This is a genomic window from Morganella sp. BCCO 40_0007 (assembly GCF_032989665.1).
Taxonomy (GTDB): Bacteria; Pseudomonadota; Gammaproteobacteria; order Enterobacterales; family Enterobacteriaceae; genus Morganella; species Morganella sibonii.
On record NZ_JAVBIN010000008.1, the window covers coordinates 13,737 to 40,729 of the forward strand.

Below are 26,993 nucleotides of genomic sequence, written 5' to 3' on the forward strand. Positions count from 1 at the left end.
ATGAATAAACATGCGCTCTCCTCAGAGCAGACCAAAGAGAAACTGATACAGGCGGGCGTCCGCCTGTTTGCCCTGAGCGGCGTCAGCGGTGTCCGGACCCGGCAGCTGGCGGAGGAGGCTGGTGTGAATCAGTCGGCTATTCCTTATCATATGGGGGGAAAGTCGGGTGTATATGCGGCGGTGATCCGTAAAATCACGGATGATCTGGCGGCAGTCACGGATGTCAGCGGGATTGATGCCGCCACGGCAGCATTGATGGTACAGGCGCATCCGGGTAAAACAGCACTGAAAACGGTTCTGACCAGTATGGTTACCGGGCTGTGCAGAGCACTGCTGTCGCCGGAGCGTGCGTTGTATGCCACACTGATTTTGCGGGAACAGCTGGAGCAGACTGAAAATTATAATGTGATTTATCAGTCCTTTATCGAACCATTTCATGAACAGCTCACCCGTCTGGTACAGCTTGCTGATGTACAGGCAGATACCAAAACAGCGATTATCAGGGCACATGCACTGATAGGACAGATTCTGGGATTTGTGGTGGCGCAGAAAGCCTATCTTCGCCGCAGTGAAGAAAAATCAGTCAGTGAGGATTCACTGACAGCCATTACCGGACAGATTGTGCTGCTTTCATGTCGTGCACTGGGACTGGATCAGGAGTGAGAAATCGTGCCGGACGGTGTCCGGCACGCTTAAGTTTGCTGTCATTACCAGCCGGGAACAGCCCCGCCGTTAAAGAGGGTTTCAGCGGCCTTTGCTACTTCCGGTGACTGATAAGCTTTGATAAATTTCTGCACATTCTCTGCGTCTTTATTATCCTCACGGGTGACAATAATATTGACGTACGGTGATTCTTTATCTTCGATAAACACACTGTCTTTTACCGGAGATAAACCGGTCTGCTGAAGATAGGTAGTGCTGATAATCGCCACAGTCACTTTCGGATCTTTAATCACCCTTGGTAACTGGGCACCTTCCAGCTCCATGATGTTCAGTTGCAGCGGATTTTCGGTAATATCAAGCGCGGTAGGTAATAAACCGGTACCGGACTTTAATTTAATCAGCTTCTCTTTTTCCATTAATAATAATGCGCGACCCAGATTTGTCGGGTCATTCGGCATAGCGATAGTATCGCCGGTTTTTAATTCACTGATATTGCTGATTTTATCGGAATAACCGGCCATCGGAAATACAAAGGTATTCCCCACTGCGACCAGATTATAGCCCCGTGCATTATTGTCCTGAGCCAGGAACGGACGATGCTGGAAGACGTTAGCATCGAGATCACCGTTGGCTGTCGGATCATTCGGTAACAGGGAGCCGCTGAAGCCGACCAGCTCGACATCCAGTCCGTATTTTTCTCTGGCCACTTTTTTGGCAACCTCGGCCACATCCTGCTCGGCACCATTAATCACACCGACTTTAATTTTTGTCATGTCAGTTGTGCCCTTATCACAACCTGACAGTAACAATCCCAGCGCTAAAACAGCACCGGAAAAAAACAGAGAAAATTGTTTTTTCATTATGTTCACCATTCTGTTTACTGAAAGTATGTCTCAGTAAATAGCGGCAAAATGAAAGAAAGGTCAACGGGAAGGGTGATGCAAAAATTTCATCTTGACAGAAATAAAAAAAAGCCCGCAATCCGCGGGCATAATCACAACATTTCTTCAGGGTACTCTCTACTTGGATGAACTTACTATACCGGAGCGGATGTGTAGTAGTGTCCGGCTTTTTAAAGTCTGGTTAATGTATTATCGGGATTTGTCAGTGAATGATGACAAAATGTGACAAAGGACACGTTAATATTTGAAAGTTATTGTGATGAGAAAAAAAGAATATAGCAAACCGGAAAAAGGTTGCTGTATTGATCAAATACGCAGTTACTGACCTGTTCCGGAAAATATATTCCGTTATACTCATTTCGGAAGCCTGCATAATGATAAGTAATGCATATTGTTATTTATCAATGATAAATGGAGAAATAATATGCCAAATAAAATCTTTTCACCAAAATATAATCCTGTTGAGCGGGTGGCTTTTGATATGGCACTGGCTCTTGCATCAAAAATGGAAGCAGTTAATACACCTGCACAATTAATGGACGAGATTGCGGCACTGTATCCGGAATGCTACAAAGTTGCTGATAATCAACGTAAGCGGGAGTATCTCGGATCACATGTAAAACTGCATTCGGTCGGATAATGTGATAAACGCCGGGTGTTTCCCCGGCGTTTATCTGTCACTGTTCATACTTTCGCCGTAACGCCGTATCCGGACTTCGGTTTTGACGGATAGCGGTGGGCGGAATACAGTGATGTGCTTGTCAGGCAGCAACTGCCGGCAGAATTCACAGTATAAGTGCGGCGGACTGAGAGTGCTTTTGTGACTCTGTTCATTGGCTGCCTGTTCAGCGATAAAACCGGTTCTTCCTGAATACGCTCTCCGTTAATGTGCTGTCCGTTATTATGTTCCCCGCTGAGGGCGGCTTTCAGCTCTTTGTTAAGCTGGTACTCTGCCTGTAATTGCTGTCTGCGGGCAGACCGGCGGGCTCTGGCGCAATGATATCCGCGACAACTCATTTCTGTCTCCTTTACCTTTCTGAGCATTAATACTAATAAAAATACTATTGGTATTATTCTGGCATGATGTCTGTCACTGCAAAATAGCTACCATAAGTATTATTTTTACCCGAAAAATACCCTCTGCCGGGAGGGTGAAGATAATTACAGCTTCATCATCATCTGAACGGCAACACCGATAATTTTGCAGTCACCGTTGACTTTCATCGCTGGCCACGTCGGGTTAAGTCCTTTCAGATACCAGTTGCCACCGTTGATAACCAGTTTTTTGAATGTGGCTTCGTTAGAATCTGTCAGTTTTGCGACGACCAGGCTGCCGTTTTCAGAATCTTTGCCGGTATCAATAAGGATCAGCGAGCCGTCAGGTACGCTTTTACCGGTCGGGGCTGTCATGGAATCCCCTTCGACTCTCAGCCAGAATGCAGCACCCTGAACATGGGTTTCTGATTCATACCATTCATCAATTTGATCCAGACAGTAGGCTTCATTTGCTTCATTCCAGGCACCCGCCTGTACCCAGCTTATCACCGGGTATCGGGGGGAGGGCTTGTAAGGCCGCAGGCCGGAAATATTGCTGTCAATAGCAGCGCTCAGCGCCTGTGCCTCAGTGGCGAGAGACGGGCTGAAATCTGAAATCGGGACATTAAGTTGTGCGGAAAAAACACTGGCTGTCTGTAAATTCAATGCGTTACGGCCATTAAGATAGTGACCGACGGCGCCCTGGCTGATATTCAGTATGTCAGCAATGCTCTGCTGGGTGATACCCAGCTCTTTTTTCTTTGACTCATACAAAGCTTTCAGTCTTCGGCAGTCTGCCAGCTGTTCTGTCGTCAGTTGTCGTTTTTCATTCATACTATAGTAATACCAAAAATCAGATTTTTGTCAATACTAAAGATATTGACATGTTTAATAGTTATGGTATTATTATATCCATCAACAGATGATGTTGTACCGCTCTTTAACAGTCTGCGCTGAAAAATGCGCACAAACCCGGGAGGCATACCGTTGTGTATTTCCGGGGCAGGTATGCGAAACGCATCGCCATCAAACATGAGTCCCGCAAACGGGATTATTGCCGGTATTATCCGGCAACATTTATATTCAATCAATTTATTTAAATTTCCCTGACAATTATTTATATTTTATAACTATCGGTATAGTGCTATTTAATACAGTGCGCTGCTGATTATTTATAGGGTAATATTACGGAGGATGTCCTAATGACTGAGGAAAAATTTAAAATCTATACCGATATTATCCGGGCCTGCCGGGACTATGAATATTTTACTAATAGTGATGCTGCACAATATACCGGAACATCTGAAATTTTTATCCGGACATATACTACAATTTTGCATAAAATCGGCAGTCTGGTAAAAGTGGGAATGGTTAAACAGGGGCGGCATTATATTCCGCAATATGCGGTGGCACAGGATGCTGTCACGCGCCTGTACCGCTACGTTCGTGAAATCAGAGGTGAGCCTGAGCCGAATCCGGTAATGAAATGTCCGTCAAAAGGAATGAAGCGAATTAAATTTTGCGGGAAAACTGTCAGTAAAGCCTATATCTCTCCGGGATTCGGACGCTCTGCGATTACGGATATTGATTCCCGGTTAAAGGCCGTCAGAAATAAAGAGCCGGAAACAACGGTGCATTAATTTTTATATTTAATCCATTATCTGAATTTACCTTTCAATAATATTTACGGAACACTCTGCAAGGGAGTGTATATGAGCATGTCAGATAAATATTCCGGGCCCGCAGCATATACCTGGGGGCTTATTACTTCTGTTCTGGGAGTGTTATCGCTGGATCAGTGGGCAGTCCTTATCGGGATTGTCTGTACCATTGGTACATTTTTTATCAATTGGTATTACCGGCGGAAAGAGTATCAGATAAAAGCCGGAGAACATCATGAATAATAATCTGAGCAAAAAAGCAGCTGCCGCCGCTGCCGGTGGTGCTGTTGCCGCTGCCCTGGTACTGATCACGGCCTATGAGGGGGTGGAATATAAACCTTACCGTGATGTGGCCGGAGTACTGACAGTCTGTTACGGGCATACCGGCGGTGATATTCAGACGGGAAAAATTTATACGGCTGATGAGTGCCGGGCGCTGCTGCACCGTGACCTTGAGAAAGTCCGCCGTGCTGTTGATCCGATGATTAAAGTCCCGGTTGACGATACAACCAGGGCCGCCATCTATTCTTTCGTGTATAACACCGGTCCCGGTGCATTCTCGCGTTCCGCGATGCTGCGTAAACTCAATGCCGGTGATATCGCCGGTGCGTGTGACGAAATGAAACGCTGGACATTTGCAGGTGGTAAGCAGTGGCAGGGGCTGATTAACCGGCGCGAAACGGAGAACGCGGTATGTCGTGCAACCCTGTAGTGCTGATTATTGCCGCGATCATCTTACTGACAACCTGTCTGCTGGCAGGTTGTTATCTGTATTCACTTCCTGATTACTGCCGGCCTCTGCCGGGACATCCGCAGGCAGAAGTCATTCATTATCAGTGTGAAACATTATGAATATCCTGACAAAAATAGTGTCCGGTATCTGCATTGTGATATTGACCGGCCTGTTGCTGACCCTGCATCTGTATGGCGGCCTGAAAGACAACTATCGGGTACTGAAGGATAAATATGACCAGCAGCTGGCCGTCAATCATCTGACGCGGACAGCATTTATGGCCGGACACCGTATTGCACTCAGTAATATCCGGGCAAAGCAGGCGGAGGAAGCGGAACACATCAATGTTAAGACAATTATCAAAACAGAACTTAAAGAGAGTGAATGTGCTGTTGCTCCTGTTCCTGATGGTGTCACTGGCGGGTTGCAGCAATACGAAAGAGATATTCGTGCCCGCGCCGTCAGTACCGGTTCCGGCGCACCTTCTCGCTGACTGCCCGCTGCCGGTTATTCCGGATGAACTGACTTACGGCGGCGCGATCCTGCTGCTGGCCGATGCCATGAAATCAATTGCAGGCTGCAATCACGATAAGCAGGCAATACGTGAGTTTGAATATATGCGTGCTTCCGGAGCGGATTATAAGGCATCTCAATAATGCTGTATATTTAAACAGTTCAATATTGGACAATGTTATTTGAGGATTAAAAAATGACAGAAGTAAAAAAGGGAACGTGTTGTGAGAATGGTCAGACAGTTATCAAGGTGATTGTTAACAACTGCTGTAAATGCGGATGTGAGTGTGAATGTCCGGAGCCGGAAAAACCGAAACCGACGTGTCCGCCGGAGCCGACATGTCCGCCGGTAACACCAACGTGTACATGTCCGCCGATCACAACCCCGAAGGTAACAACTCCGTGGATAACAACACCGGAAGTGACAACACCGGAAATAACATCCCCGGAAGTGACAACCCCGTGGGTGACAACTCCGGAAGTGACAACTCCGTGGGTAACAACTCCGAAGGTAACAACTCCGGAAGTGACAATACCCCGAGGTACTAACCCACCGTAAGGTATTACCGGTTATATCTGCCCCGCGAACTGTGGGGCTTTTTTTTTGTGAAAATAACTACCTGTAATACAGGTGCTTATGGTTTAACTGTGGATTGTCAGTATCCCACAAAAAGTTTCATTCACTTTCAGAGGTCTTCGTCCATACTGATAAGTAAACTGAGTGAGATGTCACCAGACGTGGGTTTGAATTAATTTATTGTTTTTAATGGGTTATTGGACTTGGTGGGAATATTTGAGATGTATAACTGGTGTCCCCTGCAAACACCGAACACGCTCTCATTATATTGGAATTGTTAGTAATTTTATGTTGGTGTGCAGGGGATGCCCGCAAAGATGCCCACAAAGACATTTTAACGGCATGAAAAAGAGTTTTTCCACTTACGGTAATCACCCATTTTCCAGCGCGACCTTTCACCGATTTTTATCGGCTTTGGCAGGTTGCCTTTATTGATCTGGCTGTAGAAATATTTGGAAGTGAAGCCAGCATCTCGCGTCATGAACTTCATGTCAATTAAAGAATCATCGTTAATGTTATCCATACTTCATCTCCTTCTCCAACTTAAATAAATACACGTTCAGCCAGATAGCCGGTATCGATCGCTTATGGTGATATTCGGTTAATAGTGACGTGAATTGCCTGAGGTGTTTCTTCAATATGGTGCGGCGCTTGTCGTCGTTAAGCGGGCGATTAGCGTCGAGTTCGTGATAGCATTCCCTTGCTATTCGTCTGCGTCCGTTCTCTGCTTCCTGTGGTGTCATTGGTCACCTCAGATTTGTGATTCCCGGATTTGTCTGGACAGGGTGACGCTCAGTTCATCGATTTTATCAGCCATGTCCTGAAGCGACTGAATATCATCCTTGCGCACTTCAATGGTGATTATCTTTTTAATCAACTGCTCCAGTTTTGGGTAATAACCAATGGTTGCCGTAACTTCCTGTCCGGCATTCTTCCCTTCTTTAGCTATTTTAATTTCGCTGAGGATTAACTGGTGTGGGTCTGATGTAATAACGTATTGGCCTAATTTAATATTCATTTTTCATTCTCCGCCTCTTTCATCATCAGGAAACAAATCATAGCTGCGCGATAGTAATTGTCGTCGCAATAGTTTATTACTGGTTCAATAGAATAATCCCACCCACCATCATCACTAATTACAGACCCTACATGAGCACACCAGGTTTCATATAATTTGTCATACGCTACCGTTATTTTATTCTCAATAATAATCGGCATTGCGTCCGCTGGGTTGTTGCAGGGGTCGAAGATTACCCAATCACTTTTGATATTATAAGTAACCACGCCATGCGGTAAAAATCTAAACCATTTATGTTTTATTCTGGCGGCGCGAAACACAGCCTTATTAATCTCAAAGTCTGATTTGTCACGATATTTGTTCATTCTATTTTCTCCATCTTATCCCAGCCCAATAACTCAGCGGCGGCATTAAAACTATCGACATAATCGTTATAATCACGGTTCCAGCGAGTGCCAACTATGTTGTAATAACCGCTATAAGCCTGCATAAACCAAAGTATTTTTGATTGATATTCAGATGCTAATTCTTCCAATAAGTCCTTTGGTACCTGAATTGGTTCACTCTCCATGGATAACCTCCCCGCAAATCACGTCAACATTCCGCACAGCCATTACCTGCACTGCGCGGCTTTCACATTCTTCGAGCGTATAAATATCATCGGTAACAGGCACAGCAGAGCCGTGCATTACCAGTAGTAATACAAATCCGATGGTCATGGTTATTTCCCGATGATTTTATTGCTTAATTTCTGGTGCTGATTTTCTGTATCCGGCTTTATATAGTCTCTCGGCATACATATAAGCAGTTGCCATGCCTGTGTCAGCAATATTAAGTCCTTTATCAGTGGTTATATTTGCCAGTGACAAGTCTTTTGCCATTTGCTGAATTTCCTTTTCAGCTATTTCTTTCCGCTTTTCATCTGCCAACTGCTTCGCCAAATCTGAGCAGTCAAAACAGATATTTGCTGCCTGCCCCTGAATTAAATTATTTTTACCGACATTACCGCCACAGAGGTTACAGGCATCTTTCGGGTCTGGTTCTGGTGCGACAAATTGCATTACCTGACCGTGCATCACGTATTCACTTTTCATATTCATTCCTCTGTTATCAGCATATAAGCCCTTATGAACTCTTCCGCGACCGGCGCGATGATGGCATTTCCGTAGGCGCGGAGTTTTCCCACCCGACCGGCAGCATCATCAGTTCTCTCGCCAAAGTCAGGTGGCAGCATTCGAGAGTTTTTATCTGCTCCCGTGACGGCTTGCCATCCATCCCAAACATGTGCAGCCATAGCTGGCGGTACAGCGTGTCGTTTCGCATCTTCCCGTCTTTCCGGAAGAATGACTGACTCACATCCCCGCATTCCTTCCATTCCCTGGTTGTTGGTGTTGCCCACCCAATACAATCGCTGTCTGATATGCGGCGCACCGAAGCCCGCAGCGCATAAATCGACCGCAGCTGTGGCGTAGTTCGTTGCTTCCAGGTCAGTTTGAACAAGGTCGAGCCATCCGAGGCCGTCTTTACTTGCAACCTGCTCACCAAAGATAACGCCAGGTTTGCACTCGTTGATGAGGTGGAAGAATGCTGGCCAAAGGTGCCGCTCATCAGCAAACCCATTTCCTTTGCCTGCCGCGCTGAAAGGCTGGCACGGACAGCTTCCTGTCCAGACTGGTTTATCATCCGGCCATCCTGCACGGCGCAGGGCAAGTGACCACACTCCGACACCGGCGAAGAAGTGGCATTGTGTGAATCCGCGTAAGTCATCTGGTGTGACATCTTCAATACTCCTTTCGTCCACTACACCCGGAGCTATATGACCGGCAGCAATGAGGTTCCGTAACCACTGAGCAGCGAACGGATCGTTTTCGTTGTAAAATGCAGTCATTGTTATTTCCTCTGCATCCCTGCATTACGCTTCATCCTGAAACGGTGGGGTTATTTGGTTAAATCATAGAATTCCGTTTCTATAATTTTTTTCCAGATGAGACTCCTTACCAGCAACCTCTATACTTCCTTTAAGTAATTCACGGTTAGCCTTTCCAATGGGGTTATCTGGCCTTATATCTAGACCCTTTAATGGCTTGGACGCAGAATCATGCTGATTTATTATTTCTCGCCTTTTTATGTCAACCCGTTCACATACCTCATCAAAGCATTCTTCACAGGAAGAGAAACCCCGATATTCATATCCGCTATAATCATCAATCTCTTTTTTGCATAAGCAGCATTTATTCATGGCGATATCCTGTGCTGGCTATTTAATATACTGTTGTTATTAAAGCTGAAATCCTTTCCACTGATTACCGTACTCAATGCCGAGTGTGTTTAAAGCGGCATCCATTGCCTCAATAAACTCCGGTATCTGCTGGTCGAATTCCTGCATCATCTTTTCGTCGCGCTCTACCGGTATGTGGACAATTTCCTTTCCTCCCGGCATGCGTGGGTCGTAGTTTGCGAAGTGCCAGACATCCTTTCCGGTGATCCACATTGAATACTGAACCTGAGCGGTGTATTCCCTTTTCATGGCCTTAATTCCGTTTAAAGCCAGGTCGATAAAGACTTCCGTTGTCTTGGGGCATTTAAGCTCAAGGCCAGCGCCGTCACTGCAAATACCGTCTGGAGAGCATGCTGTCCGCAGTGATTCATCCCTGAAAATTATCGGGTCTTCCGTGACCGTCAGGCCGCTGTAAAACTCGAATGTCATCCGTGCTTCGAGTTCGTAATCTTTTCCCCATTCCAGAGAACGGGCGCTAACATCCTTGTTCACACCGGTGCAGACTTCACCGATAAGCGTATTGAAATACGTCTTTTTTGTGTCGCTCCATGTCGTCCCTGAGCGTGGTTTTGTGAGCACTTTCCAGACCTCTGAGGCGGTAATCACCCCGAGGCGCAGTGACATCCATTCTTCGCTTCCCTGCGATATGTTTGATAAATCGATGCCGGTTTTGCTGAGAATGATGTCGTTACTGATCATTATTCGCCTGCCTTTTTCCTGAGCATATCGATGATGGTGTTAGCCTCAAATACAGTGAGCTGTTCCGGGTGGGAGATAGGGCGGTTGAATTTTTTACTGATGAATGCGAGGAATGTATCGCTCCAGTCGCCATCAACCTTAATCATCAGATCGGCGATATCCTGTAGTTGGGTTTCTCCTGCCGGCGTAACATCACGTTCCTGTGATTGCTCACCTTTAAAATCGATACCTTCGCCGGATTCTGTGTTCACATAATCGATGGCATGATCAAGTCGCTCACGGCGAGGCCAGTATTTAGCCGCCTGCTTCACAACTGTTTTCAGTATCATCTGTTCTTCGTCAGTTACCCACGGGCATGACTTTTGTTTTGATTTCCATGCCTTCCAGGCTGATGACCGGTCACGGATTGCATAGATATCAGCAATCGGCATTGTGTGCGTCAGGTAATCGCCGTCATCTGTTTTAACTACGACATACGCTCCGACAATATCGCCGCGTTCTTCTGCCGGTGCGAAAGCGTTGTATTCATGCCGAGGGGCTGTATCGATAGATGTGAGCTGGAAGTTATCGTTTTTGCGGACAATGCTGGACTGGCACCACTTTATTGCACCTGATTGCTGCGCAATGTGCATCAGCCCCATATAGCTGATATCGAGACAAACCTTTCTGTCCCGCGGAACAAGATAAGCCAACTTTTGCGCCGGATTCAGACTGATGCCGATGGCGGCAATATTCATTATTGCACTGCGAACCGACACCAGATTATTTAACGCCGTGGTCGCCAGGTAATCGTTATTGGCAAATATTTGCATAGCGAACTCAGATTCCCTTTTGAATGCTATGCTCGGCTCACTGCAAACCTGCTCAAAGTCCGTTTTGAGCGGGTTTATTGTTTCGTACACTTTTTGTATTGCGGTACTCATTGCTCACTTCTCCAGATGAGGTACGCATTCCGAATCCCTTCGATTAATGCATCCAGTGATTTGCCGCTTTTGATGAAGATAGGATCCATTATCTTTTCCATTTCCGGCGATAAGATATGCTCAGGGAGTCCATCAATGAACTCGTCAGCATCCATACACAGAGCATCGTTTACGGAATCCTGCCATGCTGCATGTTCCAGCCGCCGCTCTTCCTGAGCATCCTGTGCTGCGTATGCGTTCATGCTGCGCTCCTTCCTGCAATCTGTGCGATAACATCCATGTCGAACCCTGCTTTCCGTAGCGTTTCAACTGCTGATTGCTCATCCATGCTCCGCAGCCAGTTACCGACTAATTCCTGTATGTCGGCATCGCTATTTCCTATAGCCTCAGAATCAAGTCCGTTGATAAATACCCGTCCGTGGGTAGTGATTACCGACTCGCCGGCTCTACTGGAACAGCTGAAGTGGTCGCAAGTTATCTGCATAAATCCCCCTTACATCGCCGTCGGGATAACAGCTACGGCGGCGACAATTACGAGTGCTAAATACTCAACCCAGCGCGGAACGTGATTATTCCGCTTTGCCTGAGGCGTAGTGATGCGCACCGCGTTAAAGTCGAACGCAGCGCGACAAGGTTTAGTTTTCATGTTGTTTACCTGCTGATATCCCGAGGTGGGATAGGGTGGGTTACTTCTGTGTGAAAGAGAGCAGGGCGGCTATTCGCGGCCAAGTGCTTTGTTGATTGCAGCTCTGGCTTGTTCTTCAACCTCCATCGCGTGACCAAGATAAAACCCGTCTGCGGTAACATCCATGCCGATGTTATTTGCGATGTTGATATATTTAGCCATTGATTGCTGGATACCTTGCAATGCTGATAATAACTCCGGTGCTGCCGCCATCAGTTTCGCATTAGCTGTCGCCTGCTCCTTTCCGATGCGTTTTCCCATGACGACGCATAATGTATTTCCGCCTCCATGAATAGAGCCTCCGATTGTTTCGTTAAGCCCGCGACTGCCTGAATGAGTCCACGGTGCGGGTGTGCCTTTAAACTCCATGCTGTTCGCCATGTAATATTTTTGTTGCATTGTTACCTCGCTGTGTAATAGTTACAGCCATACATTTAAATTTTCATGAAGGGACTAATCATGGATTTGATGACTTTAAGTGATTCGTTGATAATAGGGGCATTCTCCCCTGTTACACTTGCGTTTAGACTGTTTGTTGACTTTGCTGCGCTAACTTTCTTTTTAGGTTGAGAATTATGAACATGACCCCTGAACAACTTGAAGAAATCATCAGTAAGGCCGTAGAAAAAGCCATAACCCGATCGTTCATCAAGTACCTGAAAATAGTTATCGGTATTCCGGTTGTTGTTTTTATCATCCTTGCGGTAATCGGATATTTCCTTTATCCGAAGTAATGCCACTATGCACTTCCCTGTGCTACGTGATGTCCGAATAGTTATCCCCGATGCGGGGTGTTAGTCATACTTAACGCCGCAGAAAGGGCAGTAAGACATTTTTACGCAGTTACTGAGACGGGTAATATTTTTTGCCATCTCACCGCTTTTCTTTTTAGCCCGGTATGCGAGTTTGTAATTGAGCATTACGTAGGATTTGCCATCCTCAAGAGACAGCATTTTGTTATCCCAATCTGTTTCATAATCAATTATTTCGCCACCGGCAGGAACCTGTTGTGAAATGTGCTTTTTAATCTTCCCGCCCATTTCATTCATGCAGTTGCACATAACGTTATCCTTTCGTGATTGTGTTGTTAGTCAGTATTGGTGATTGACCGATGGTCATGCTCTGGCCGTGATACCACCGTTCGGCATAATCGGCTTGCGGTTCATTCTCAGCTGCTTGCGTATGTTGCCTTTCTGCGAACATTCCTTATTTTTGCTAACTGAGCATCGGTAGCGCCTTTGTGATACTTGCTGATGTGCATTACCGGTATTCGTGGGTCAAATGTCCTCAGACACAACGGACAGGTCACTTTCGTTTTCATGCGCTGCTCCTATCAAATGACTTATGCAAATATTGGTATTTCATAAGCGATCTGTAGTGCATCTCATTGACCACTTAGCTAGCTGGTTCCGCCGAGTGCCCGACGCATGGTTTAAAGTCGCGCCGTTCGACTGTGGTTATCTCCGGTTGCCCTTCGATGGATATAAATATAGCCAAAGATATTTATCATGTAAATAGCCAAAGATATATAAATTATAGATAAAGCTATATGTTTATGTATTTAAAGGGTAATTATTTTTTACTTGAGGGTATTTTTTATAGCTAGATCACAAAAATTAGGCACAAAAAAACCTGCCGAAGCAGGTTTATCGCGGGGGAGTGGATGGTTACCAACCCATAACAGACCAGTTAAAGACGCGACCGATTATTTTAACGTCGTCTTCATTCGCTATTTCATCGGGGTAATCTGATGAATTAAAACTACGGATTATTAATTTACCACCTGGGCGGCGCATCAATATTTTCACCCGTAACAGATCATCTTGTTCAATGGCGTACACGCCGCCATCAATGACTTTTTTATGTCCCGTGCTAACTGATACTGTTGCGCCATTCGGTATAACTGGAGACATACTATCTCCGTGAACGGGGAATGCCATGGCCTCGCTTGGGTGAACGCCATACCGGTTTAAGGTGGATCTGGAAAAGCGTAACTTATACCCATTTTCATCCTCAGCTCCATCACAGCCATATCCAGCCGCTAACTCAATACTTTTGTAAAAAGGAATCTCAACCTCGTCTTTGTCTAATGGGGTTCGGCTATCCCATGCCTCAACCTTTTCAGGATTTATCGAGTCCATAGGGACGCCATCAGAAGCGTGGTCATTTAAAAAATCCGGAGCCACCCCCTCACCAGTAGCCAGCCAAACAGGATCGACGTTCAATGCATGGGCTATCTCAACGGCCTTCCTTGAGCTGTGAGCCCTGCCTGATGTCAGCTTCCATATGCTTGGCTGAGCCATACCAACAGCATCACCAAGTGATGATTGTGTGAATCCACGCATCTTCATGGCGAGGTTTAGTCGTTCAGTGAATGTTGTCTTTTTCATATCTCAATTATATAGCCGCAGCTATCCTCCAACAAACAGCCAAAGCTATTTACTTTTAAAATATCTAAGGCTATTATTGGTTATATTCCAACAGCCGAGGTTATTTATGAAAAACAAACTTATCGACAAGGCTATTGGCATGGTGGGCAACCAACGGAAATTGGCTGACGCCTGTAACGTAAAACAACCCACAGTGTGGGCTTGGTTACACGGACGGAAAAAACCATCTGCCACAAGCGCAAAACGTATCGAAATGGTGACAAACGGAGCCGTTCTGGCGAGTCAGTTAAGACCTGACCTGCATGAAATTTTTGGGTGATTAAACATCACCGACCAAAAAGAAGTAGCTGAACGGCACAGCATATTGTCGGGCGGGCGGCGTATCTCCAAGGAGACAATGTACCGAAGAGGCAAAACCCACCAAATTACATTTTTTCAACACAGCAACACCTCACAGGAAGTGAGCGAATAACTGTATCTCAATAAGGACATTATGAATTATGGAAAATGCAAATCCACGCAAATCGTTTAACCGGTTTGTGTCAAATCATCTGATGGCAACAGCTCATCAGGCACTGAGAAGCACCACACAGACAGTGGTTGCAAAACTGCTCGGTGTACACGATTCAACAGTCTTACGCAGAACAGAAAAGTTACCGGAGATATGCGAGACATTGGCCGCAGCCGGTATCACAGATTTTGTTTTGCCAGGCGAGAAGAAAATCAGCGAGGAAGAGTACCGGTTTCTGTGGAAGCAGATCGGCGAACTCTCTCTGATGAGAACAAAAGAAAACGCCCCGGCTGTTGGAGCAGCTGAGGCGCATTAAGAAAAGCACTTAACTTTCACACTGTATCAATAACCAGTGATTTAGGAAAGGGGAATATACGGTTTCCCCTTTTTTGATACAGATAACGACGGAGTAATTATACATGAAAGTAATTACGAAACAAAGATATGGAGGTCGCTATGGGGACGAGACATCTTGGTGAGATGAGCGTTCATCGAGAAGTATCTAAAACATTGGATTTACCAAGCGATTTCAGGACTGAGGGCTGGGTGTACGTCCTCAGCAATGAATACATGCCAGGCATTTATAAGATCGGTATGACAACCATCTCACCAGAGAACAGGGCGAGAGAGCTTTCATCCGCTACGGGCGTCCCAGACCAATTCAAAATTGAAGCTGCATTTTATTCTTCGTCTCCCGGTGAGGATGAGGCCTGTATTCATGACTATTTATCTGAATATCGGATAAATGAATCCAGGGAGTTTTTCAAGTGTGACCTGAATGAAATCACAGATGCATGTTCGGAAGTCTGCCTTGCAAGGGTTGGGGATAAAGTTGAAGACCTTGCTGATTCATTCGATGTTATCTGCACAGAAAAACTTAATGAGCTAAATCTGGATGAATTATTCGAGTCTATTGGTATCGATGTATTCGGCTGCAAGCTTGCAACAGCAGAAAGGCTTATCCGGCTTGCCGTCCATCTCTGTAAAAAACAATTCGTTGCCTCTCATTCACTTTATTTCAGCGATAGTTCCGCATACCTGATACACAGCTATATAGGTCAGAAGCATGAGGAATGGGAAAGGAACAATCCTGAGTTAGCACTAAAATCGGAGGTGCCTTTTTAATGGCCAGAGCAAGAAATATTAAGCCCGGGTTTTTCACTAATGATGACCTGGCGGAGTGTGATCCTTATGCCCGTATTCTGTTTGTCGGGTTATGGACAATCGCAGACCGTGAAGGCCGTATGGAAGACAAGCCACGCAAGATTAAGGCAATGGTTCTTCCTTACGATGATGTTGACTGTGACAAATTACTGGCGCAGCTGCATGGTAAAAACTTCATCACCCGGTATTCAGTGGACGGAAATGATTTTATCCAGGTGAATAACTGGAAGAAGCATCAGAACCCTCACGTTAAAGAAGCGGCCAGTGAAATACCTGAACAGTTATCGCAAGATACTGATAATAAAGGAGCACCAGAAAAGCATAGTACTTGCATGGTGCAAGAACAGGAAGAGCATACAACAATCCCGGCTGATTCCCTTAACCTGATTCCTGATTCCCTTAACCCTATAAACACCCAAGCCGAAAAACCGGCTTGTCCTGACGAGCAAAAAAATAACCTGGCAAGTATTCACCAGATGTCGAGCAAGTATGCATTCGAGGGAGAAGTGATCCGCCTGAACCACAAAGACTTCGCTGAGTGGAGCGGGCTGTATTCGAATATCGACCTGGTGCATGAGCTGAAACGGCTGGATATCGAATTCAGGGCTGAAAAGCCTAAAAACTGGTTTATCACTGCAAGCCAGAAACTCAACTACCAGAACAAAAACTCAGCGCCTGCCCGTCGCCGTGTCGGTGATCGCATTGTGCAGCCATCGAGAGCGAGTGAGTTCATACCGGAGGACTTCTGATGGCAACAGCAGCGCAGACTCTGGCGCGGTTTAACCGCATGAAGCCGGAGCATATCAAACCGAAATTCACGAATGCTGCTGAGTTGATGGCGTGGCAGCGTGAGCAGGGCGCTATCGATGCGAAACGGATCGCCGATGAAAACCGCGTTACCCGTCTCAATAAAATCATGGGGCGTTCCGGTATCAGCCCGTTACACCAGGAATGCACGTTCGATAACTACCAGGCGACAACGCAGGAGCAGCAGCGGGCGCTCAGTAAATCACAGCAGTACGCAGCTGAGTTCGGTAAATCATTTGGCGGGTTTATTTTCAGCGGCAATCCCGGTACCGGTAAAAACCATCTGGCAGCTGCTATCGGCAACCAGATAATCCGGAACGGGAAAAGCATTCTGATCGCCACTCTGCCAGACCTGATGATGCGTGTCCGTGAGACATACCAGAAGGGTGCAAAAACTACTGAGTCGCAGCTGATCAACGACCTGTGCGAAGTGGATTTACTGGTGCTGGATGATGTCGGTGTGCAGCGCGGAAACCTGAACGAAGAGCTGATTATCTTCCAGGTGGTAGACCGCCGGTTATCGAACAAAAAGCCTGTAGGTGTGCTGACCAATCTCAATTTTGACGAACTGGCGAAAGCATTGGGTGATCGGGTTATTGATCGCCTGAGAATGGGATCGCCGACCGTTATCAATTTCACTTGGGAAAGCTTCCGCAGACAGGTTAAGTAGCGGCATAACCCAAGACAGAAGGACTTTTGATGATGAAAAAATGCGAATCCAACGGAACAAAGTACGCGAGCTACCTGTGTGACTTCATGCGTAAAAGGGCGAAAAACAAATCACCTACCGGCAAGACCAAAGGTATTTACAAATACACCGCCATCGACACGATGACCGGCGATAGTCTGGGGGATGCAGTTTATTACGACGAAGGTAACGGTAGTCGTATACACATCAATTTCTGCCCGTTCTGCGGCGGAAAATTGCATAGCGTTGATATCGGTGAGTGAGGACTTTTGATTATGGACGGAGCAGTTTACAAAATTACCGGCTTATGGAACGGGAAGCCGTTTGAAAAGCTGATGGAAGCTGAATGCGAAATGGACGCGGAGGCGACGGTAATCTTCTGGGCTAACCTCGGCGGCGCCCGGGTAGATGATTTAGTTGTTGTGTATCACGGCGCAATTCACTGAGGACTTTTGATTATGGAACCAACGGATTTTGAAAAGTGGTGTGCGAAAGAAACGGGAATGCCGCTGAACCGCATCATGCGATGGAAGTTCGGTGATGGTTATACCGAAGGTGCCATCAATTCCATGTACCGCGCCTACATGGCCGGAGTTTGCAGCAGACTGCCGTACCAGACACCGCCAAAAGGAGATGAAGATGGAATGGATTAATCGTAACGAGAAAACCCCATCCCGCGATGGTAAATACCTCATTTGCGGTTCTCATGGAATAACTACCGGGTTCTGGATATCAGAGATCGGAAAATTTCAGGATGCGGAGTCGAATGATAACGAAGGAATGACCGGCTGGATGGGCGTTAAATGCACAGTTAGTCATTGGATGGAGCTACCAGAATGTCCGAGGGGTTTATGAACTGGATTAAGTGCTCGGAAAGAATGCCGGAAGATGGAGTTGTAGTTTTAACTGAGAGCGGCGGTCATTTAAATGTTGGCGTCGGAAATTGCTCAGGTGCCAACTTCCAATACATCACATCCGCAATCAACAACAGAGCGCTGACAGTTACTCACTGGATTGATTTTGATGACATCCCACTACCACAACCACCGGAGGAGTGATGAAGTATTTCAAACAATATCCGGTAACTCTCAGACACTTTTTCGACCGGCCAGCGTACGCCGCCGCAGCTGGATATGACTTCAATTTCTTCGACTGCATGGCGTTTACGGCGCATAAATATGTCGAATGCATGAAGAGTTACAATTGGCTTTTCTGGCTGGATACTGAAATCAGAGAGATGCCATTCACTGCTATCACATTGTTAACCATGATTTTCATTGCAGTGACAACGCCGTTTATTTATCCGGTTTATGGTGTGGCTACATACGTTATGTGCAGGAGAGCGAAAAAAGTGAAGCACACCGAAATCATCGACAGGAACATTACCGGCTGGTTAATGAGGTTCAAATGACAGAGAAAACACAGGAGGTAATGTGGAAAATTTCTGCCTGCATGAATCCAACAAAAAACTGTTTTACGAGCAACTAAAATCACTACTGAACACCCACCCGAAGTTAAGTATCACCGCAAAACCCTACCGCCCGAAAAGAAGCCTTTCACAAAATTCACTCAGCCATGTCTGGTACAAAGAAATCAGCGATTACCTGATTCGTGCCGGCCGGCCGTTTTGCACTGAAGCATGGGTGAAGGAAAGCCTGAAGGCGACATATCTCGGATTTGAAACCACTGAGTACACCGATGTTATCACCGGCGAGAAAACGCAACGTGAGACGCTCAGGCGCACTTCAAAACTGGATAAAGGGGATATGCATTACTTTCTTCAACAAATCGAATCATGGGCTGCACAGTTCGGTTTAATACTGACTACGCCGGAGGATTCGGAGTACATGAAACTCAAAAGGGAGCAGGACGCATGACAAGGCAATACCTTCACACCAATGAGCAGAAGCAGGATATGTGCCTGAAAATAATCCGGTCACTTCGCCACCTTGATACCTTCACGGTCAAGATGGTTGCGCAGGCCACCGGTCTTGGCAGCATGATAGACGCTAAATTTGTCCGGCTGTTGCAAGATATCGGCAGTGTCCACGCCGTGCGCAGGAAAGGCAGTCAGGTTTATTACGCTTTTGATGACCGTGCGGCATCCAAAGTTAGAGCGCATTTCAGCTGCCTGGCAGAAAAGCCGACCCCGGTAGCCAAGGCGAGGATGGCGGTAATCAAGGAGAAAGCATCGCGTCCAAAATCCAGAACCCGTCCGTTTGAGCCTGGGTTCGGATGGTCGTTCATCAATGACATTGACGCAATGCTGCGGGAGGTTCGGGCGTGAAGACCAAGCAAACTAAAATGGAATTAATCCATTACGAAAAAGGCAAAGATAAAAAGTCAAAAAAGTACATGGTGAGTCATGACAACGGAAAAACAAAGCTGGAGCAGGAGCTGACTGTTACCTGTGATTTGTTTTTTAGCCGCGGCCTCAAAGTTGAAATAGCTATCGACGATTTCCCGCGTTTCGATAATGAAACCGAGGCTGTGCTGAAGTATGCAGACTGGCTTGAGCGACTAGGGATTGCAATGCGCCGTGAAGCGAAAAGAGCAATTAAGCGGGGTATACCATGATATGCCAACTGTGCAGTAAAGAACTGGCCGACGATGAGACGTGGCTGTGCGACCAGTGCGCCAGTGAATGTCCGCATCTGGAAGTAGTCGAGAAGATAAAAGGAGATGATGATGCCGAGAAAAAAGAGTAAGTACATGCATAAACACAAATACCCGAAAGGTGAAAATAATACCGGCGGATCGCATGAACGAAGCAGCCTTGAACAGGCGACACGATATATCCCGTTCGTATTGTGCTGGGTGTTGTTCGTTCTGGCTATCGGCATCAGTTTATCGTGAGGTGAAATGTGGCAAAGCAATCGCGGCGAAAGTGCCTGATATGCCGGGAATGGTTTCACCCGAAATTCAGTAACGAATGGTGGTGTTGCCCGGAGCACGGCGCTGAGTTGGCAATAAAGCGACGAAGCAGGGAAAGGGAAAAGGCCGAGGCCAAATTAAAAAAGGAGCATCAACAGAAAGAACGTGAAGCAAAAGATAAATTAAAAATCCGCAAGTTGGCAGTAAAACCCCTCTCATATTTCGCAAAACAAGCACAGACCGCATTCAACGCATACATCCGTGAACGGGATAAAGACCTTCCGTGCATCAGCTGCGGCCGTCACCACACAGGGCAGTATCACGCCGGGCACTATCGAACCACCGGAGCCAATCCGGAACTGCGGTTTGATGAGGATAACGTCCATAAGCAATGCGCCCCATGTAATAACCATCTGTCCGGGAATATCGAAAACTACCGGCCGGCACTGATTGAAAAAATCGGCCAGGAACGCTTCGACCGCCTGATGGGTGTGCATGAATTACCGAAGTGGAAGCGGGAAGACTATGAGCGGATTCGGGATGAGTACCGGCGGAAACTGAAGGAGCTGAAATCATGTTCACAGACATAGCGGCAGCAATCGAAGAAGCCAGATATCTCATGAACACCAGTGGACACCATCATGCTGTGGTGCAATCCAGCGCTGGCGTGATGCTGGTAAGGCTTCTTTACGGGCTTGGTGTAGCGGCCAGAAGAAAGGTGATGTTTTCAACTGATGTTGATGGTATGGGCGTTGTTATTCCGGAGGTAAAATGAGCTATATCGGAGAAAAGGAACTCACCAAAGAGCAGCACGACTGGCTTAATCAGTGGCTGGAGTTGTGGGGTGCGTGGGTATATTCAGGCCGGATTGATATTCGCATGATCAACATGATTTATAAGTTCATGCAGACTGTCGAGCCGGATAAAAGCCCAACAAGACCAATGTGCAATGACGATGACGGAATGTTGATTTCTCAGGTCGTAGATTCAGTTATCGCCACTGACACACAGGCTTACGGAATACTGCTCAGTTACTATGCTCACGGCTCATCCAAGCTGTCGATTGCATCTTACTATCACGGAGTTGCAAAACCACGCAAAATGCAAACGAGAGGCGGAAATAGGATTAGAAAGCCATCACTTGGAACATGCAGGAATGAAGTTGACGAAAAGCTTAAGGCTGCTCAGTGGTTGCTGTATGAACCGCTGCGAACTGCTATGAACAATCGTAAACGTGTCGATAAAATACGTAAAATAACTTAATTTTGCTATTGACTTACTTTATCGAATTAGCAATACTTATCAGGTAAGTTGCTCTACATGACTCTTAAGTCGCTTAACCTGAATTATAAGCCTCGCCAAATGCGGGGCTTTTTAGAATGCAGAGCGAGGAAGTAAGTAAACGGCGCACACCGGCGGGAAACCGGCCTTGTGTCGAAGCATGCATAACAGCCCTCTCCGGAGGGCTTTTTCATATCTAATGCATTGATATTGTTCCGATATGGGAATCCCCATAGCGAGGTAACTATGTATGACGAATTCGAAGGATTCTAAATATCCGACCAGAGCAGATGCTGCCAAAGCGCCACCTTATATTGAGCGCGACAAGTTATCAGAAGAAGAGCGGGCGGAACGGAGCCGAAAGTTTAATGCCGCCCTGCTTTTTGGTAATGGGTATTTCGAGCTATAAATCCAACCTGTAAGAGTTACTTACAGGTTCAACTCTCCGTAATTTCCGGATAGTTCACATTCCAAAGGCTGCACCGGGCGGCCTTTTTCATATACGCCGCCACAGTATCAATCACCTCGTTATCACTTAACACAAGAGCTGTGTGCGGCTTGCCGATCTGGGAAAAGACTGGCTGCCGAACAGGAAGTAGCCAGTCTTCAGGATCGAATTAGTGAGGTTATTCGTTCTTCATTTCGAAAGTTTCAATAGAAGAAAGTATTTCCAGGTAAGAGTCTGTCGTTTAAACAGGTGATTTGCATTACTCAGCGAATTTCAAGGCAACCCTTCGGAATAAAGAAAAATATGCTATGCATAATTTAACCATTACCGGAGTGTTTTGGTCTGACATCCTATATGTGAAAGAATCGTCATGATTATCAGGGTCATACACTATTCCTTCTTCACTTAACTCAATTTCAATTTCCGCTGACTTAATAGAGTTGACCAAATCAATGATCTTGGCTGTTTTATCAGCTGGTATCTCAGCGTGAAGTAATTTGTGTGCAAATTGATTTCGAATCTGATTCAGTTCAAATAAAGCGTCATATGCTGCCCTGGGCATTCCAAGGCGCTGAGATAGTTTATTTTTATGTTCGAATGTCATTCTGAAACTGACGTCATCAGGGTTGTCTGGCTTATTTGCGAATAAGTCACACACATCAAGTCTTCCGGATATAAATGCTTCAAGGAAGCTTTCACAGGTCAGATGCAGGGTGAGTACCGAAATAAGAGGCGCCTCAGATCGGCATATGGTCACTATGGACTCTATAGTTTTATCAGAATCAAACAATCGGTCAAAAATATCAGTATTCATTTTTTCCTCGTGGGCTTTTTATGAAAATTGAAAATGATGCATTGGTTATTCAGGATAAGACCAATAAAACAGTATGCGTGGTTGGTCGATTACCGGCAGTAAACAATATAACAGACAGCGCTCGGCATGGTGGTGATATAGATTTGAGCGCGTGTAAAAACAGTAATGATAAAACTGAAATCGGCGATACATGGTCACACCACGATCATCCTCTGCTTGATCTGTGGGATTCATTTAGCGAACAGCAAAAATCGGCCATAACGCAGGTGATTTTGTCATATCGTGCAGAACTGTTCGATCTGGAATGCCAGATAGACGAAAGCAACATATAAATAACAGTTCGGTCGCTCCGGCGGCCTTTTTATTGCCTGCAACAACAAGAGCATTGGAATACGTCAGGCTCATTACCTAATCCGTATTCGACCACAGTGCTCTTTTTATTGCTTTCCCGCCGCTGGTGGGATTATCCGAATAATGCCGCAGCTACCTCACTTTAACCGTCTGTAACAATATAAACCGGTTGCGGCATTACCCTATCACTCAACATACGGAACACTCCGCAGGGGGTGGAAATGCGAATGGACAAAATAACAACCGGCATTTCATACGGCACGTCCGGTGCCGGAGCCTTGTACTGGATGAAGCAGCTGCTGGACGGTTTCTCTCCGGAGCAGTGGGCGGCAATCGGCGTACTGGGCAGCTTACTGTTCGCGTTCCTGACCTTTCTGACCAACCTGTATTTCAGACACCGCGAGTACAAGCGCCGCTGCAAAGAGGAACCACAGGATGAATAACGGTCTGGTTAAAAAAGCAATGGCTGCTGTCAGTGGTGGTGCGATTGCCGTTGCACTGGTGTTGATACCTGCATTTGAGGGTATGAAGTTCAAGCCTTATCAGGATGTCGCCGGAGTATGGACAGTGTGTGCCGGGCATACAGGGTCGGATATTCAGCGGGATAAGATTTACACGCAGGCAGAATGTGATGCGCTGCTGGAAAAAGACCTTGCTATCGTGGCGAAAGGGGTAGACCGGCTTATCCGTGTTGATATTCCTGTCTATACCAGAGGGGCGATCTACTCGTTTGTATACAACACGGGTGTGGGCGCTTTCTCCCGGTCAACTTTGCTCAGAAAACTGAATGCCGGTGACAGAGCCGGAGCTTGTGGCGAAATGAAACGCTGGGTTTTCGCCGGCGGGAAGCAGTGGAAAGGCCTGATGACCCGCCGGGAGATTGAGTTTGTTATTTGTTCATGGGGTGAGGAATGGCAATCATCTCTTTGATTTTAGCGATTATTTTTCTGATAAACGATATTGAAAGTTGGTGGTTATTTTTGGTTGCTTTCATCTTTATGCTCTGATTTGCTGTTTTGTGAGTCGAACGCCTGATCTGATATTTTCCAGAGAATTGTTTTTTTAGGGAAAATAGAAGGTGCTCTTTCGCTATCAATAACAATGAGCTCACCGTCATCATTCAGTGACAGACTTATCGTTCCAAGAATAACTTCTTTTCCAAGGATATAGTCAAAAGCAACACCATCGATAGTGTTGCTAAAATAACTTTTTTTACCTCGGAACAGAACAAAATCAAAGGGAAGTATCTCTTTTATTTTCTTAGTGGAAATAGTGCCCTCTGCTTCATAGTTTTCCACAGTAAGCTCTATTTCCATGAACGGATATTTGTCTCCGTGCCATTTTCTTTCATCAACCCAGCCTTCTGTTGAATTGGTCCATTTTCCTGTTAGTTCAGGCGATGACCCGTGCCACTGGCGAAATGAATTAATGTTTTCTAGGGCCTTATCACCATTTATTAAAACCCAACCGATCGTCAAAAAAATGATGGATAAGGAGCTCCATTTAAAGGCGTTTGATATTTTCATGATAGAGATCTCAAAGTTGTCACATTAAGACAGTTTTTCATGAATTTAGAAAATTATAAAGAGCTATTAACCACTGGAGATAGTATGCCACGGAACCCTTTAACACTGATCATCATTGCTATCATCCTGCTGACTACTGCTCTGTTGGCGGGTTGTTATCTGTATTCACTCCCGAATCACTGTAAGCCGCTGCCGGGTAACCCGCTGGATGGTGTGATTCACTATGAGTGTGAAGCGCCATGAAAAAGGTAATTACTGTATTGTTCAATGGCTGGGTGTGGGCTGTCGTGTTCTTCGGCCTGTGGATGTTCAGCATGCTGTCAGCCGAACAAACGGAAGGCCAGCACAAAGACAAGGTTATCACTGACCAGCAAAAGGTGATTGATAACGCCTACACCAGTATCGATATCTTTGACCGCGTGGCCGCAGCGAACGCCAACCGCAGCATGCGCATCGAGGCCAAATCACAGGAGAAGCAGATTGAATACCGCACTATTATCCGGAAAGAGCCTACCTGTAATCTGTATATTCCTCAGCCTGTTTCTGACGGGTTGCTCAGCCACGTCTACGCCATCCGTGAATCAGCAATGCGTTCCGCTCCCGGTATCGCTGACAGAACCGGTACTGGCACCGCTGCCACCCGCCGACTGACATACTGCCAGGCGGTTGAATGGATAGAGCCGCTGCTGATGGCGCTGGATCAGGCGAACGGGCAGTTAATGGATATCCGGAAAGCGGATGCAGAGCGGGGTGGCAAGTCACGATAAGCAGGCCGTGCGGGAGACTGAGGCGGAGAGGCAAAAAAATAGCCCGCAGTGAGCGGGCAGGAATATCCAAAGATGATCAAAAAACTCCTAACTACGTAGCCAATATACAGTTATTTAATTCAGGAAATCAACAATACTTCGCTAAATAGCGGTTTTTTTATAATTAACGAAGCCGGATAAATTTACTGATTTCTCGGGCAGCCGCAAGGGCATCAGCATAGAGTGCCGGTGTTTTTTCCTTTGCTCTGTTCAGTGCGGTATAGCAGTCTTTGTATTGAGATATTAGCGCTGTGAATGTGCATTCATTACGGGCGCTCATTCGTCGTTTTAATTTTGATATGACTGCATCTGGTAAGGGTAATGCGGATGTGAATGTATTTTTTTCATACCATGAAGACATCAGACAAAAGTACTCAATCACGGGTTCTGCTGCCTCATTAAATTCTTTTCTCCTGTCTCTGCCGATGGCCTGTCTGTTTCCGATGTAAAGGCCGGCAAGGAATGTCAGTATACTAATCAGAGGTGTGTAATGTTTCAGGAATTCAATGATATCTGTCATGAGTACGGCTGGCTCCTTTATCCGGTGTTTGCTTTTGTATGGGGAATGATTTGCGGTGGCGCTACCGGCTGGCCACCCTTCACATGGAGATAGTATCACTGCAGGGAGAAAATTATGCCACCACGCATCCCCCGCGCCTGCCGCAAACGTGGCTGCGCAAAGACAACCACCGACCGCAGCGGATACTGCGAAGAGCACCGCAATACTGGGTGGGAGAACCACCAGCAGGGCAAGAGCCGACACGAACGTGGATATGGAACCAAGTGGGATCGGTTGCGTGCTGTGGTGCTGGGCAGAGATAAGCACCTGTGTCAGCAGTGCCTGCGTGAAGGTCGGGCAACTGAGGCAAAGACAGTCGACCACATCACACCTAAAGCACATGGGGGAACCGATGCGGAATCAAATTTAGAGTCACTCTGTTACTCCTGCCATAAAGCCAAAACCGCACACGAACACCTGAAGCGATTCTGAATTTTGAGGCAAATATGACTGAGCTAAAGAATGACTCAGGGCTTTCGCACGCCCTAAGGAAAGATATACCCGGCTATCCTGGATATATGGCATCTGAGGATGGATGTATATTCTCGATGAGAACAGGGCAGGTAAGGCCTTTATCAGCAAGGATGCACAACGGTTATCTTCATGTAAATGTCAGAACAGGATGTGGACGAAGCACTGTCAGAAAGAAGCCGGTTCACCAGCTCGTTCTGTTGGCATTCATAGGTAGTAAGCCAGACGAGCGATCGCTTACAAGGCATCTGAATGGTAACCCATTAGATAATCATCTGCACAATCTTGCATGGGGAACGCCTAAAGAAAATGCACTGGATAGCATAAAGCATCGAACTGCCGCTTGCTTAAGGCAGGGGGAGCAGGCAGTGGCAACTATTCTTTCGGACCAGCAGGTAATAGAGATAGAAAAAAGGGCGAAACGCGGTGAACCTCAGTCCGATATTGCACGTCAGTTTGGTATATCACAAAAGCATGTAAGTGACATCAAACTACATCATACAAGATTATATCTGTGGAATACCTAGGGGGAGGTCAAATCCCTGCCGCCCCACGGCCAGAGGACCGCCGCCTTACCTCTTTTCAGATCGCCGCAGGTTAGAAAACTTTTTTCCGG

The 26,993-nt window shown here is 46.3% G+C and carries 57 protein-coding genes; 35 read left to right on the top strand and 22 right to left on the bottom strand.

The features are described from left to right. The gene (locus tag R5268_RS10735) at positions 1-663 is read left to right on the top strand and encodes a CerR family C-terminal domain-containing protein (protein ID WP_247719089.1); all 663 of its coding nucleotides are present in this window, start codon (positions 1-3) and stop codon (positions 661-663) included. 44 nt (positions 664-707) lie between these two features. On the opposite strand, the gene nlpA is transcribed toward R5268_RS10735, so the two are convergent. Then, entirely contained in the window at positions 708-1,523 is an 816-nt protein-coding gene (nlpA, locus tag R5268_RS10740; RefSeq protein WP_052927001.1) for a lipoprotein NlpA, read from the bottom strand. A gap of 466 nt (positions 1,524-1,989) precedes the next feature. On the opposite strand from nlpA, the gene R5268_RS10745 reads away from it, so the two are divergent. Next, positions 1,990-2,205, top strand: a complete 216-nt coding sequence (locus tag R5268_RS10745; protein ID WP_247717238.1) for a hypothetical protein — start codon at positions 1,990-1,992, stop codon at positions 2,203-2,205. A 44-nt stretch (positions 2,206-2,249) separates the two neighbouring features. Here the strand turns inward: R5268_RS10745 and R5268_RS10750 are convergent, their stop codons facing one another. Beyond that, a complete protein-coding gene (locus R5268_RS10750; protein ID WP_247719088.1) occupies positions 2,250-2,582 on the bottom strand; it encodes a hypothetical protein in 333 nt (110 codons plus the stop codon). A 144-nt stretch (positions 2,583-2,726) separates the two neighbouring features. After that, a complete protein-coding gene (locus tag R5268_RS10755; protein ID WP_317419286.1) occupies positions 2,727-3,434 on the bottom strand; it encodes a LexA family protein in 708 nt (235 codons plus the stop codon). Between the two features lie 368 nt (positions 3,435-3,802). Between R5268_RS10755 and R5268_RS10760 the strand changes: the two genes are divergently transcribed. From R5268_RS10760 to R5268_RS10785, 6 genes are all read left to right on the top strand, one after another. Then, the gene (locus tag R5268_RS10760; RefSeq protein ID WP_218454240.1) at positions 3,803-4,240 is read left to right on the top strand and encodes a hypothetical protein; all 438 of its coding nucleotides are present in this window, start codon (positions 3,803-3,805) and stop codon (positions 4,238-4,240) included. 72 nt (positions 4,241-4,312) lie between these two features. Beyond that, a complete protein-coding gene (locus R5268_RS10765) occupies positions 4,313-4,504 on the top strand; it encodes a phage holin family protein (protein WP_046893979.1) in 192 nt (63 codons plus the stop codon). Then, positions 4,497-4,973, top strand: a complete 477-nt coding sequence (locus tag R5268_RS10770) for a lysozyme (RefSeq protein WP_112549535.1) — start codon at positions 4,497-4,499, stop codon at positions 4,971-4,973. Before R5268_RS10765 ends, R5268_RS10770 begins: the two co-directional genes overlap by 8 nt. After that, positions 4,955-5,113, top strand: a complete 159-nt coding sequence (locus R5268_RS10775; protein WP_317419287.1) for a hypothetical protein — start codon at positions 4,955-4,957, stop codon at positions 5,111-5,113. The genes R5268_RS10770 and R5268_RS10775 overlap by 19 nt, the downstream gene beginning before the upstream one ends. Next, positions 5,110-5,487 carry a hypothetical protein gene (locus R5268_RS10780; protein ID WP_317419288.1) on the top strand — a complete coding sequence of 126 codons (378 nt, stop codon included), beginning with the start codon at positions 5,110-5,112 and terminating at the stop codon, positions 5,485-5,487. Before R5268_RS10775 ends, R5268_RS10780 begins: the two co-directional genes overlap by 4 nt. Continuing rightward, a complete protein-coding gene (locus tag R5268_RS10785) occupies positions 5,444-5,650 on the top strand; it encodes a peptidase (protein ID WP_317419289.1) in 207 nt (68 codons plus the stop codon). Before R5268_RS10780 ends, R5268_RS10785 begins: the two co-directional genes overlap by 44 nt. Before the next feature lie 768 nt (positions 5,651-6,418). Here R5268_RS10785 and R5268_RS10790 read toward each other — a convergent pair. The 16 genes from R5268_RS10790 to R5268_RS10865 all read right to left on the bottom strand — a co-directional run bounded on the left by R5268_RS10790 (position 6,419) and on the right by R5268_RS10865 (position 14,077). Further along, the gene (locus R5268_RS10790; RefSeq protein WP_025155030.1) at positions 6,419-6,607 is read right to left on the bottom strand and encodes a helix-turn-helix transcriptional regulator; all 189 of its coding nucleotides are present in this window, start codon (positions 6,605-6,607) and stop codon (positions 6,419-6,421) included. Positions 6,608-6,835: 228 nt separating this feature from the next. After that, entirely contained in the window at positions 6,836-7,102 is a 267-nt protein-coding gene (locus R5268_RS10795; RefSeq protein ID WP_194857171.1) for a DUF5405 family protein, read from the bottom strand. Beyond that, positions 7,099-7,467 carry a phage protein NinX family protein gene (locus R5268_RS10800; protein ID WP_317419290.1) on the bottom strand — a complete coding sequence of 123 codons (369 nt, stop codon included), beginning with the start codon at positions 7,465-7,467 and terminating at the stop codon, positions 7,099-7,101. The genes R5268_RS10795 and R5268_RS10800 overlap by 4 nt, the downstream gene beginning before the upstream one ends. Next, entirely contained in the window at positions 7,464-7,673 is a 210-nt protein-coding gene (locus R5268_RS10805; protein WP_045138173.1) for a hypothetical protein, read from the bottom strand. The genes R5268_RS10800 and R5268_RS10805 overlap by 4 nt, the downstream gene beginning before the upstream one ends. After that, positions 7,663-7,821: a hypothetical protein gene (locus tag R5268_RS10810; RefSeq protein WP_317423095.1), complete on the bottom strand. Its 159-nt coding sequence runs from the start codon at positions 7,819-7,821 to the stop codon at positions 7,663-7,665. Before R5268_RS10810 ends, R5268_RS10805 begins: the two co-directional genes overlap by 11 nt. Before the next feature lie 18 nt (positions 7,822-7,839). Then, positions 7,840-8,196, bottom strand: coding sequence for a hypothetical protein (locus tag R5268_RS10815; protein ID WP_317419291.1), 357 nt, complete (start codon positions 8,194-8,196; stop codon positions 7,840-7,842). Positions 8,197-8,198: 2 nt separating this feature from the next. Beyond that, on the bottom strand, positions 8,199-8,990 hold the full coding sequence (locus tag R5268_RS10820; RefSeq protein WP_317419292.1) for a DNA cytosine methyltransferase: 792 nt from the start codon (positions 8,988-8,990) through the stop codon (positions 8,199-8,201). 63 nt (positions 8,991-9,053) lie between these two features. Further along, positions 9,054-9,341 (bottom strand): hypothetical protein, encoded by a 288-nt coding sequence (locus tag R5268_RS10825; protein WP_317419293.1) that lies wholly within the window; start codon positions 9,339-9,341, stop codon positions 9,054-9,056. A 39-nt stretch (positions 9,342-9,380) separates the two neighbouring features. Beyond that, positions 9,381-10,076 carry a lambda exonuclease family protein gene (locus R5268_RS10830; protein ID WP_317419401.1) on the bottom strand — a complete coding sequence of 232 codons (696 nt, stop codon included), beginning with the start codon at positions 10,074-10,076 and terminating at the stop codon, positions 9,381-9,383. Between the two features lie 2 nt (positions 10,077-10,078). Then, complete coding sequence (locus R5268_RS10835) at positions 10,079-11,002, bottom strand: RecT family recombinase (protein WP_317419294.1); 924 nt, start codon at positions 11,000-11,002, stop codon at positions 10,079-10,081. After that, positions 10,999-11,244, bottom strand: a complete 246-nt coding sequence (locus R5268_RS10840; protein WP_317419295.1) for a hypothetical protein — start codon at positions 11,242-11,244, stop codon at positions 10,999-11,001. The genes R5268_RS10835 and R5268_RS10840 overlap by 4 nt, the downstream gene beginning before the upstream one ends. A gap of 251 nt (positions 11,245-11,495) precedes the next feature. After that, on the bottom strand, positions 11,496-11,648 hold the full coding sequence (locus tag R5268_RS10845; RefSeq protein WP_317419296.1) for a hypothetical protein: 153 nt from the start codon (positions 11,646-11,648) through the stop codon (positions 11,496-11,498). Positions 11,649-11,717: 69 nt separating this feature from the next. Then, a complete protein-coding gene (locus R5268_RS10850; protein ID WP_317419297.1) occupies positions 11,718-12,086 on the bottom strand; it encodes a hypothetical protein in 369 nt (122 codons plus the stop codon). Positions 12,087-12,121: 35 nt separating this feature from the next. Beyond that, on the bottom strand, positions 12,122-12,427 hold the full coding sequence (locus R5268_RS10855; protein ID WP_317419299.1) for a hypothetical protein: 306 nt from the start codon (positions 12,425-12,427) through the stop codon (positions 12,122-12,124). 54 nt (positions 12,428-12,481) lie between these two features. Continuing rightward, positions 12,482-12,736, bottom strand: a complete 255-nt coding sequence (locus R5268_RS10860; protein WP_225902559.1) for a hypothetical protein — start codon at positions 12,734-12,736, stop codon at positions 12,482-12,484. Between the two features lie 618 nt (positions 12,737-13,354). Beyond that, a complete protein-coding gene (locus tag R5268_RS10865; protein WP_247718323.1) occupies positions 13,355-14,077 on the bottom strand; it encodes an XRE family transcriptional regulator in 723 nt (240 codons plus the stop codon). Positions 14,078-14,183: 106 nt separating this feature from the next. Between R5268_RS10865 and R5268_RS10870 the strand changes: the two genes are divergently transcribed. The 20 genes from R5268_RS10870 to R5268_RS10960 all read left to right on the top strand — a co-directional run bounded on the left by R5268_RS10870 (position 14,184) and on the right by R5268_RS10960 (position 21,811). Then, entirely contained in the window at positions 14,184-14,396 is a 213-nt protein-coding gene (locus R5268_RS10870) for a transcriptional regulator (RefSeq protein ID WP_219694485.1), read from the top strand. A gap of 181 nt (positions 14,397-14,577) precedes the next feature. Further along, positions 14,578-14,904 carry a hypothetical protein gene (locus R5268_RS10875; RefSeq protein ID WP_025154244.1) on the top strand — a complete coding sequence of 109 codons (327 nt, stop codon included), beginning with the start codon at positions 14,578-14,580 and terminating at the stop codon, positions 14,902-14,904. A gap of 140 nt (positions 14,905-15,044) precedes the next feature. Next, positions 15,045-15,713 (top strand): GIY-YIG nuclease family protein, encoded by a 669-nt coding sequence (locus tag R5268_RS10880; RefSeq protein WP_317419300.1) that lies wholly within the window; start codon positions 15,045-15,047, stop codon positions 15,711-15,713. Continuing rightward, positions 15,713-16,501, top strand: a complete 789-nt coding sequence (locus tag R5268_RS10885) for a hypothetical protein (RefSeq protein WP_317419301.1) — start codon at positions 15,713-15,715, stop codon at positions 16,499-16,501. The genes R5268_RS10880 and R5268_RS10885 overlap by 1 nt, the downstream gene beginning before the upstream one ends. After that, a complete protein-coding gene (locus R5268_RS10890) occupies positions 16,501-17,229 on the top strand; it encodes an ATP-binding protein (RefSeq protein ID WP_317419302.1) in 729 nt (242 codons plus the stop codon). Before R5268_RS10885 ends, R5268_RS10890 begins: the two co-directional genes overlap by 1 nt. A 29-nt stretch (positions 17,230-17,258) precedes the next feature. After that, a complete protein-coding gene (locus tag R5268_RS10895; RefSeq protein WP_317419303.1) occupies positions 17,259-17,510 on the top strand; it encodes a hypothetical protein in 252 nt (83 codons plus the stop codon). A 12-nt stretch (positions 17,511-17,522) separates the two neighbouring features. Continuing rightward, positions 17,523-17,693, top strand: a complete 171-nt coding sequence (locus tag R5268_RS10900; protein WP_214182958.1) for a hypothetical protein — start codon at positions 17,523-17,525, stop codon at positions 17,691-17,693. A 12-nt stretch (positions 17,694-17,705) separates the two neighbouring features. Continuing rightward, entirely contained in the window at positions 17,706-17,900 is a 195-nt protein-coding gene (locus R5268_RS10905) for a hypothetical protein (RefSeq protein WP_317419304.1), read from the top strand. Continuing rightward, complete coding sequence (locus R5268_RS19455; protein WP_410795829.1) at positions 17,887-18,102, top strand: DUF551 domain-containing protein; 216 nt, start codon at positions 17,887-17,889, stop codon at positions 18,100-18,102. Before R5268_RS10905 ends, R5268_RS19455 begins: the two co-directional genes overlap by 14 nt. Then, positions 18,099-18,305 carry a DUF551 domain-containing protein gene (locus R5268_RS10910; protein WP_214181447.1) on the top strand — a complete coding sequence of 69 codons (207 nt, stop codon included), beginning with the start codon at positions 18,099-18,101 and terminating at the stop codon, positions 18,303-18,305. Before R5268_RS19455 ends, R5268_RS10910 begins: the two co-directional genes overlap by 4 nt. After that, positions 18,305-18,658, top strand: a complete 354-nt coding sequence (locus tag R5268_RS10915) for a hypothetical protein (RefSeq protein WP_317419305.1) — start codon at positions 18,305-18,307, stop codon at positions 18,656-18,658. Before R5268_RS10910 ends, R5268_RS10915 begins: the two co-directional genes overlap by 1 nt. Before the next feature lie 22 nt (positions 18,659-18,680). Further along, complete coding sequence (locus R5268_RS10920) at positions 18,681-19,124, top strand: recombination protein NinB (protein ID WP_317419306.1); 444 nt, start codon at positions 18,681-18,683, stop codon at positions 19,122-19,124. Beyond that, complete coding sequence (locus R5268_RS10925; RefSeq protein ID WP_317419307.1) at positions 19,121-19,534, top strand: hypothetical protein; 414 nt, start codon at positions 19,121-19,123, stop codon at positions 19,532-19,534. Before R5268_RS10920 ends, R5268_RS10925 begins: the two co-directional genes overlap by 4 nt. Next, positions 19,531-19,824: a hypothetical protein gene (locus tag R5268_RS10930; protein ID WP_317419308.1), complete on the top strand. Its 294-nt coding sequence runs from the start codon at positions 19,531-19,533 to the stop codon at positions 19,822-19,824. Before R5268_RS10925 ends, R5268_RS10930 begins: the two co-directional genes overlap by 4 nt. Then, positions 19,821-19,955, top strand: coding sequence for a hypothetical protein (locus R5268_RS10935; protein WP_317419309.1), 135 nt, complete (start codon positions 19,821-19,823; stop codon positions 19,953-19,955). The genes R5268_RS10930 and R5268_RS10935 overlap by 4 nt, the downstream gene beginning before the upstream one ends. Before the next feature lie 4 nt (positions 19,956-19,959). After that, a complete protein-coding gene (locus R5268_RS10940) occupies positions 19,960-20,103 on the top strand; it encodes a hypothetical protein (RefSeq protein ID WP_317419310.1) in 144 nt (47 codons plus the stop codon). A gap of 8 nt (positions 20,104-20,111) precedes the next feature. Continuing rightward, a complete protein-coding gene (locus R5268_RS10945) occupies positions 20,112-20,711 on the top strand; it encodes a recombination protein NinG (protein ID WP_317419311.1) in 600 nt (199 codons plus the stop codon). Beyond that, a complete protein-coding gene (locus tag R5268_RS10950) occupies positions 20,696-20,896 on the top strand; it encodes a hypothetical protein (protein WP_036412746.1) in 201 nt (66 codons plus the stop codon). Before R5268_RS10945 ends, R5268_RS10950 begins: the two co-directional genes overlap by 16 nt. Then, complete coding sequence (locus R5268_RS10955; protein WP_317419313.1) at positions 20,893-21,384, top strand: antiterminator Q family protein; 492 nt, start codon at positions 20,893-20,895, stop codon at positions 21,382-21,384. The genes R5268_RS10950 and R5268_RS10955 overlap by 4 nt, the downstream gene beginning before the upstream one ends. A gap of 268 nt (positions 21,385-21,652) precedes the next feature. Continuing rightward, a complete protein-coding gene (locus tag R5268_RS10960) occupies positions 21,653-21,811 on the top strand; it encodes a hypothetical protein (protein WP_317419314.1) in 159 nt (52 codons plus the stop codon). A 298-nt stretch (positions 21,812-22,109) separates the two neighbouring features. Here the strand turns inward: R5268_RS10960 and R5268_RS10965 are convergent, their stop codons facing one another. Beyond that, positions 22,110-22,664 carry a hypothetical protein gene (locus tag R5268_RS10965; protein ID WP_317419316.1) on the bottom strand — a complete coding sequence of 185 codons (555 nt, stop codon included), beginning with the start codon at positions 22,662-22,664 and terminating at the stop codon, positions 22,110-22,112. Between the two features lie 20 nt (positions 22,665-22,684). On the opposite strand from R5268_RS10965, the gene R5268_RS10970 reads away from it, so the two are divergent. The 3 genes from R5268_RS10970 (at position 22,685) to R5268_RS10980 (ending at position 23,945) form a co-directional block, all read left to right on the top strand. Then, positions 22,685-22,996 carry a hypothetical protein gene (locus R5268_RS10970; protein WP_062773576.1) on the top strand — a complete coding sequence of 104 codons (312 nt, stop codon included), beginning with the start codon at positions 22,685-22,687 and terminating at the stop codon, positions 22,994-22,996. Between the two features lie 240 nt (positions 22,997-23,236). Further along, a complete protein-coding gene (locus R5268_RS10975; RefSeq protein ID WP_036422679.1) occupies positions 23,237-23,458 on the top strand; it encodes a class II holin family protein in 222 nt (73 codons plus the stop codon). Further along, on the top strand, positions 23,451-23,945 hold the full coding sequence (locus tag R5268_RS10980; RefSeq protein ID WP_317419317.1) for a lysozyme: 495 nt from the start codon (positions 23,451-23,453) through the stop codon (positions 23,943-23,945). Before R5268_RS10975 ends, R5268_RS10980 begins: the two co-directional genes overlap by 8 nt. A 44-nt stretch (positions 23,946-23,989) precedes the next feature. Here R5268_RS10980 and R5268_RS10985 read toward each other — a convergent pair whose 3' ends face one another. Further along, positions 23,990-24,541, bottom strand: a complete 552-nt coding sequence (locus tag R5268_RS10985; protein WP_317419318.1) for a hypothetical protein — start codon at positions 24,539-24,541, stop codon at positions 23,990-23,992. Positions 24,542-24,625: 84 nt separating this feature from the next. Here R5268_RS10985 and R5268_RS10990 point away from each other — a divergent pair, with 84 nt between their 5' ends. Beyond that, complete coding sequence (locus R5268_RS10990; RefSeq protein WP_200894200.1) at positions 24,626-24,784, top strand: hypothetical protein; 159 nt, start codon at positions 24,626-24,628, stop codon at positions 24,782-24,784. Continuing rightward, a complete protein-coding gene (locus R5268_RS10995; RefSeq protein ID WP_317419319.1) occupies positions 24,781-25,308 on the top strand; it encodes a hypothetical protein in 528 nt (175 codons plus the stop codon). Before R5268_RS10990 ends, R5268_RS10995 begins: the two co-directional genes overlap by 4 nt. Positions 25,309-25,471: 163 nt before the next feature. Here the strand turns inward: R5268_RS10995 and R5268_RS11000 are convergent, their stop codons facing one another. Next, positions 25,472-25,867 (bottom strand): hypothetical protein, encoded by a 396-nt coding sequence (locus R5268_RS11000; RefSeq protein WP_317419320.1) that lies wholly within the window; start codon positions 25,865-25,867, stop codon positions 25,472-25,474. A gap of 114 nt (positions 25,868-25,981) precedes the next feature. On the opposite strand from R5268_RS11000, the gene R5268_RS11005 reads away from it, so the two are divergent. After that, positions 25,982-26,338, top strand: a complete 357-nt coding sequence (locus R5268_RS11005) for an HNH endonuclease signature motif containing protein (RefSeq protein ID WP_317419321.1) — start codon at positions 25,982-25,984, stop codon at positions 26,336-26,338. Between the two features lie 14 nt (positions 26,339-26,352). Then, positions 26,353-26,904: an HNH endonuclease gene (locus tag R5268_RS19460; RefSeq protein ID WP_410795830.1), complete on the top strand. Its 552-nt coding sequence runs from the start codon at positions 26,353-26,355 to the stop codon at positions 26,902-26,904. Positions 26,905-26,993 lie beyond the last annotated feature (89 nt).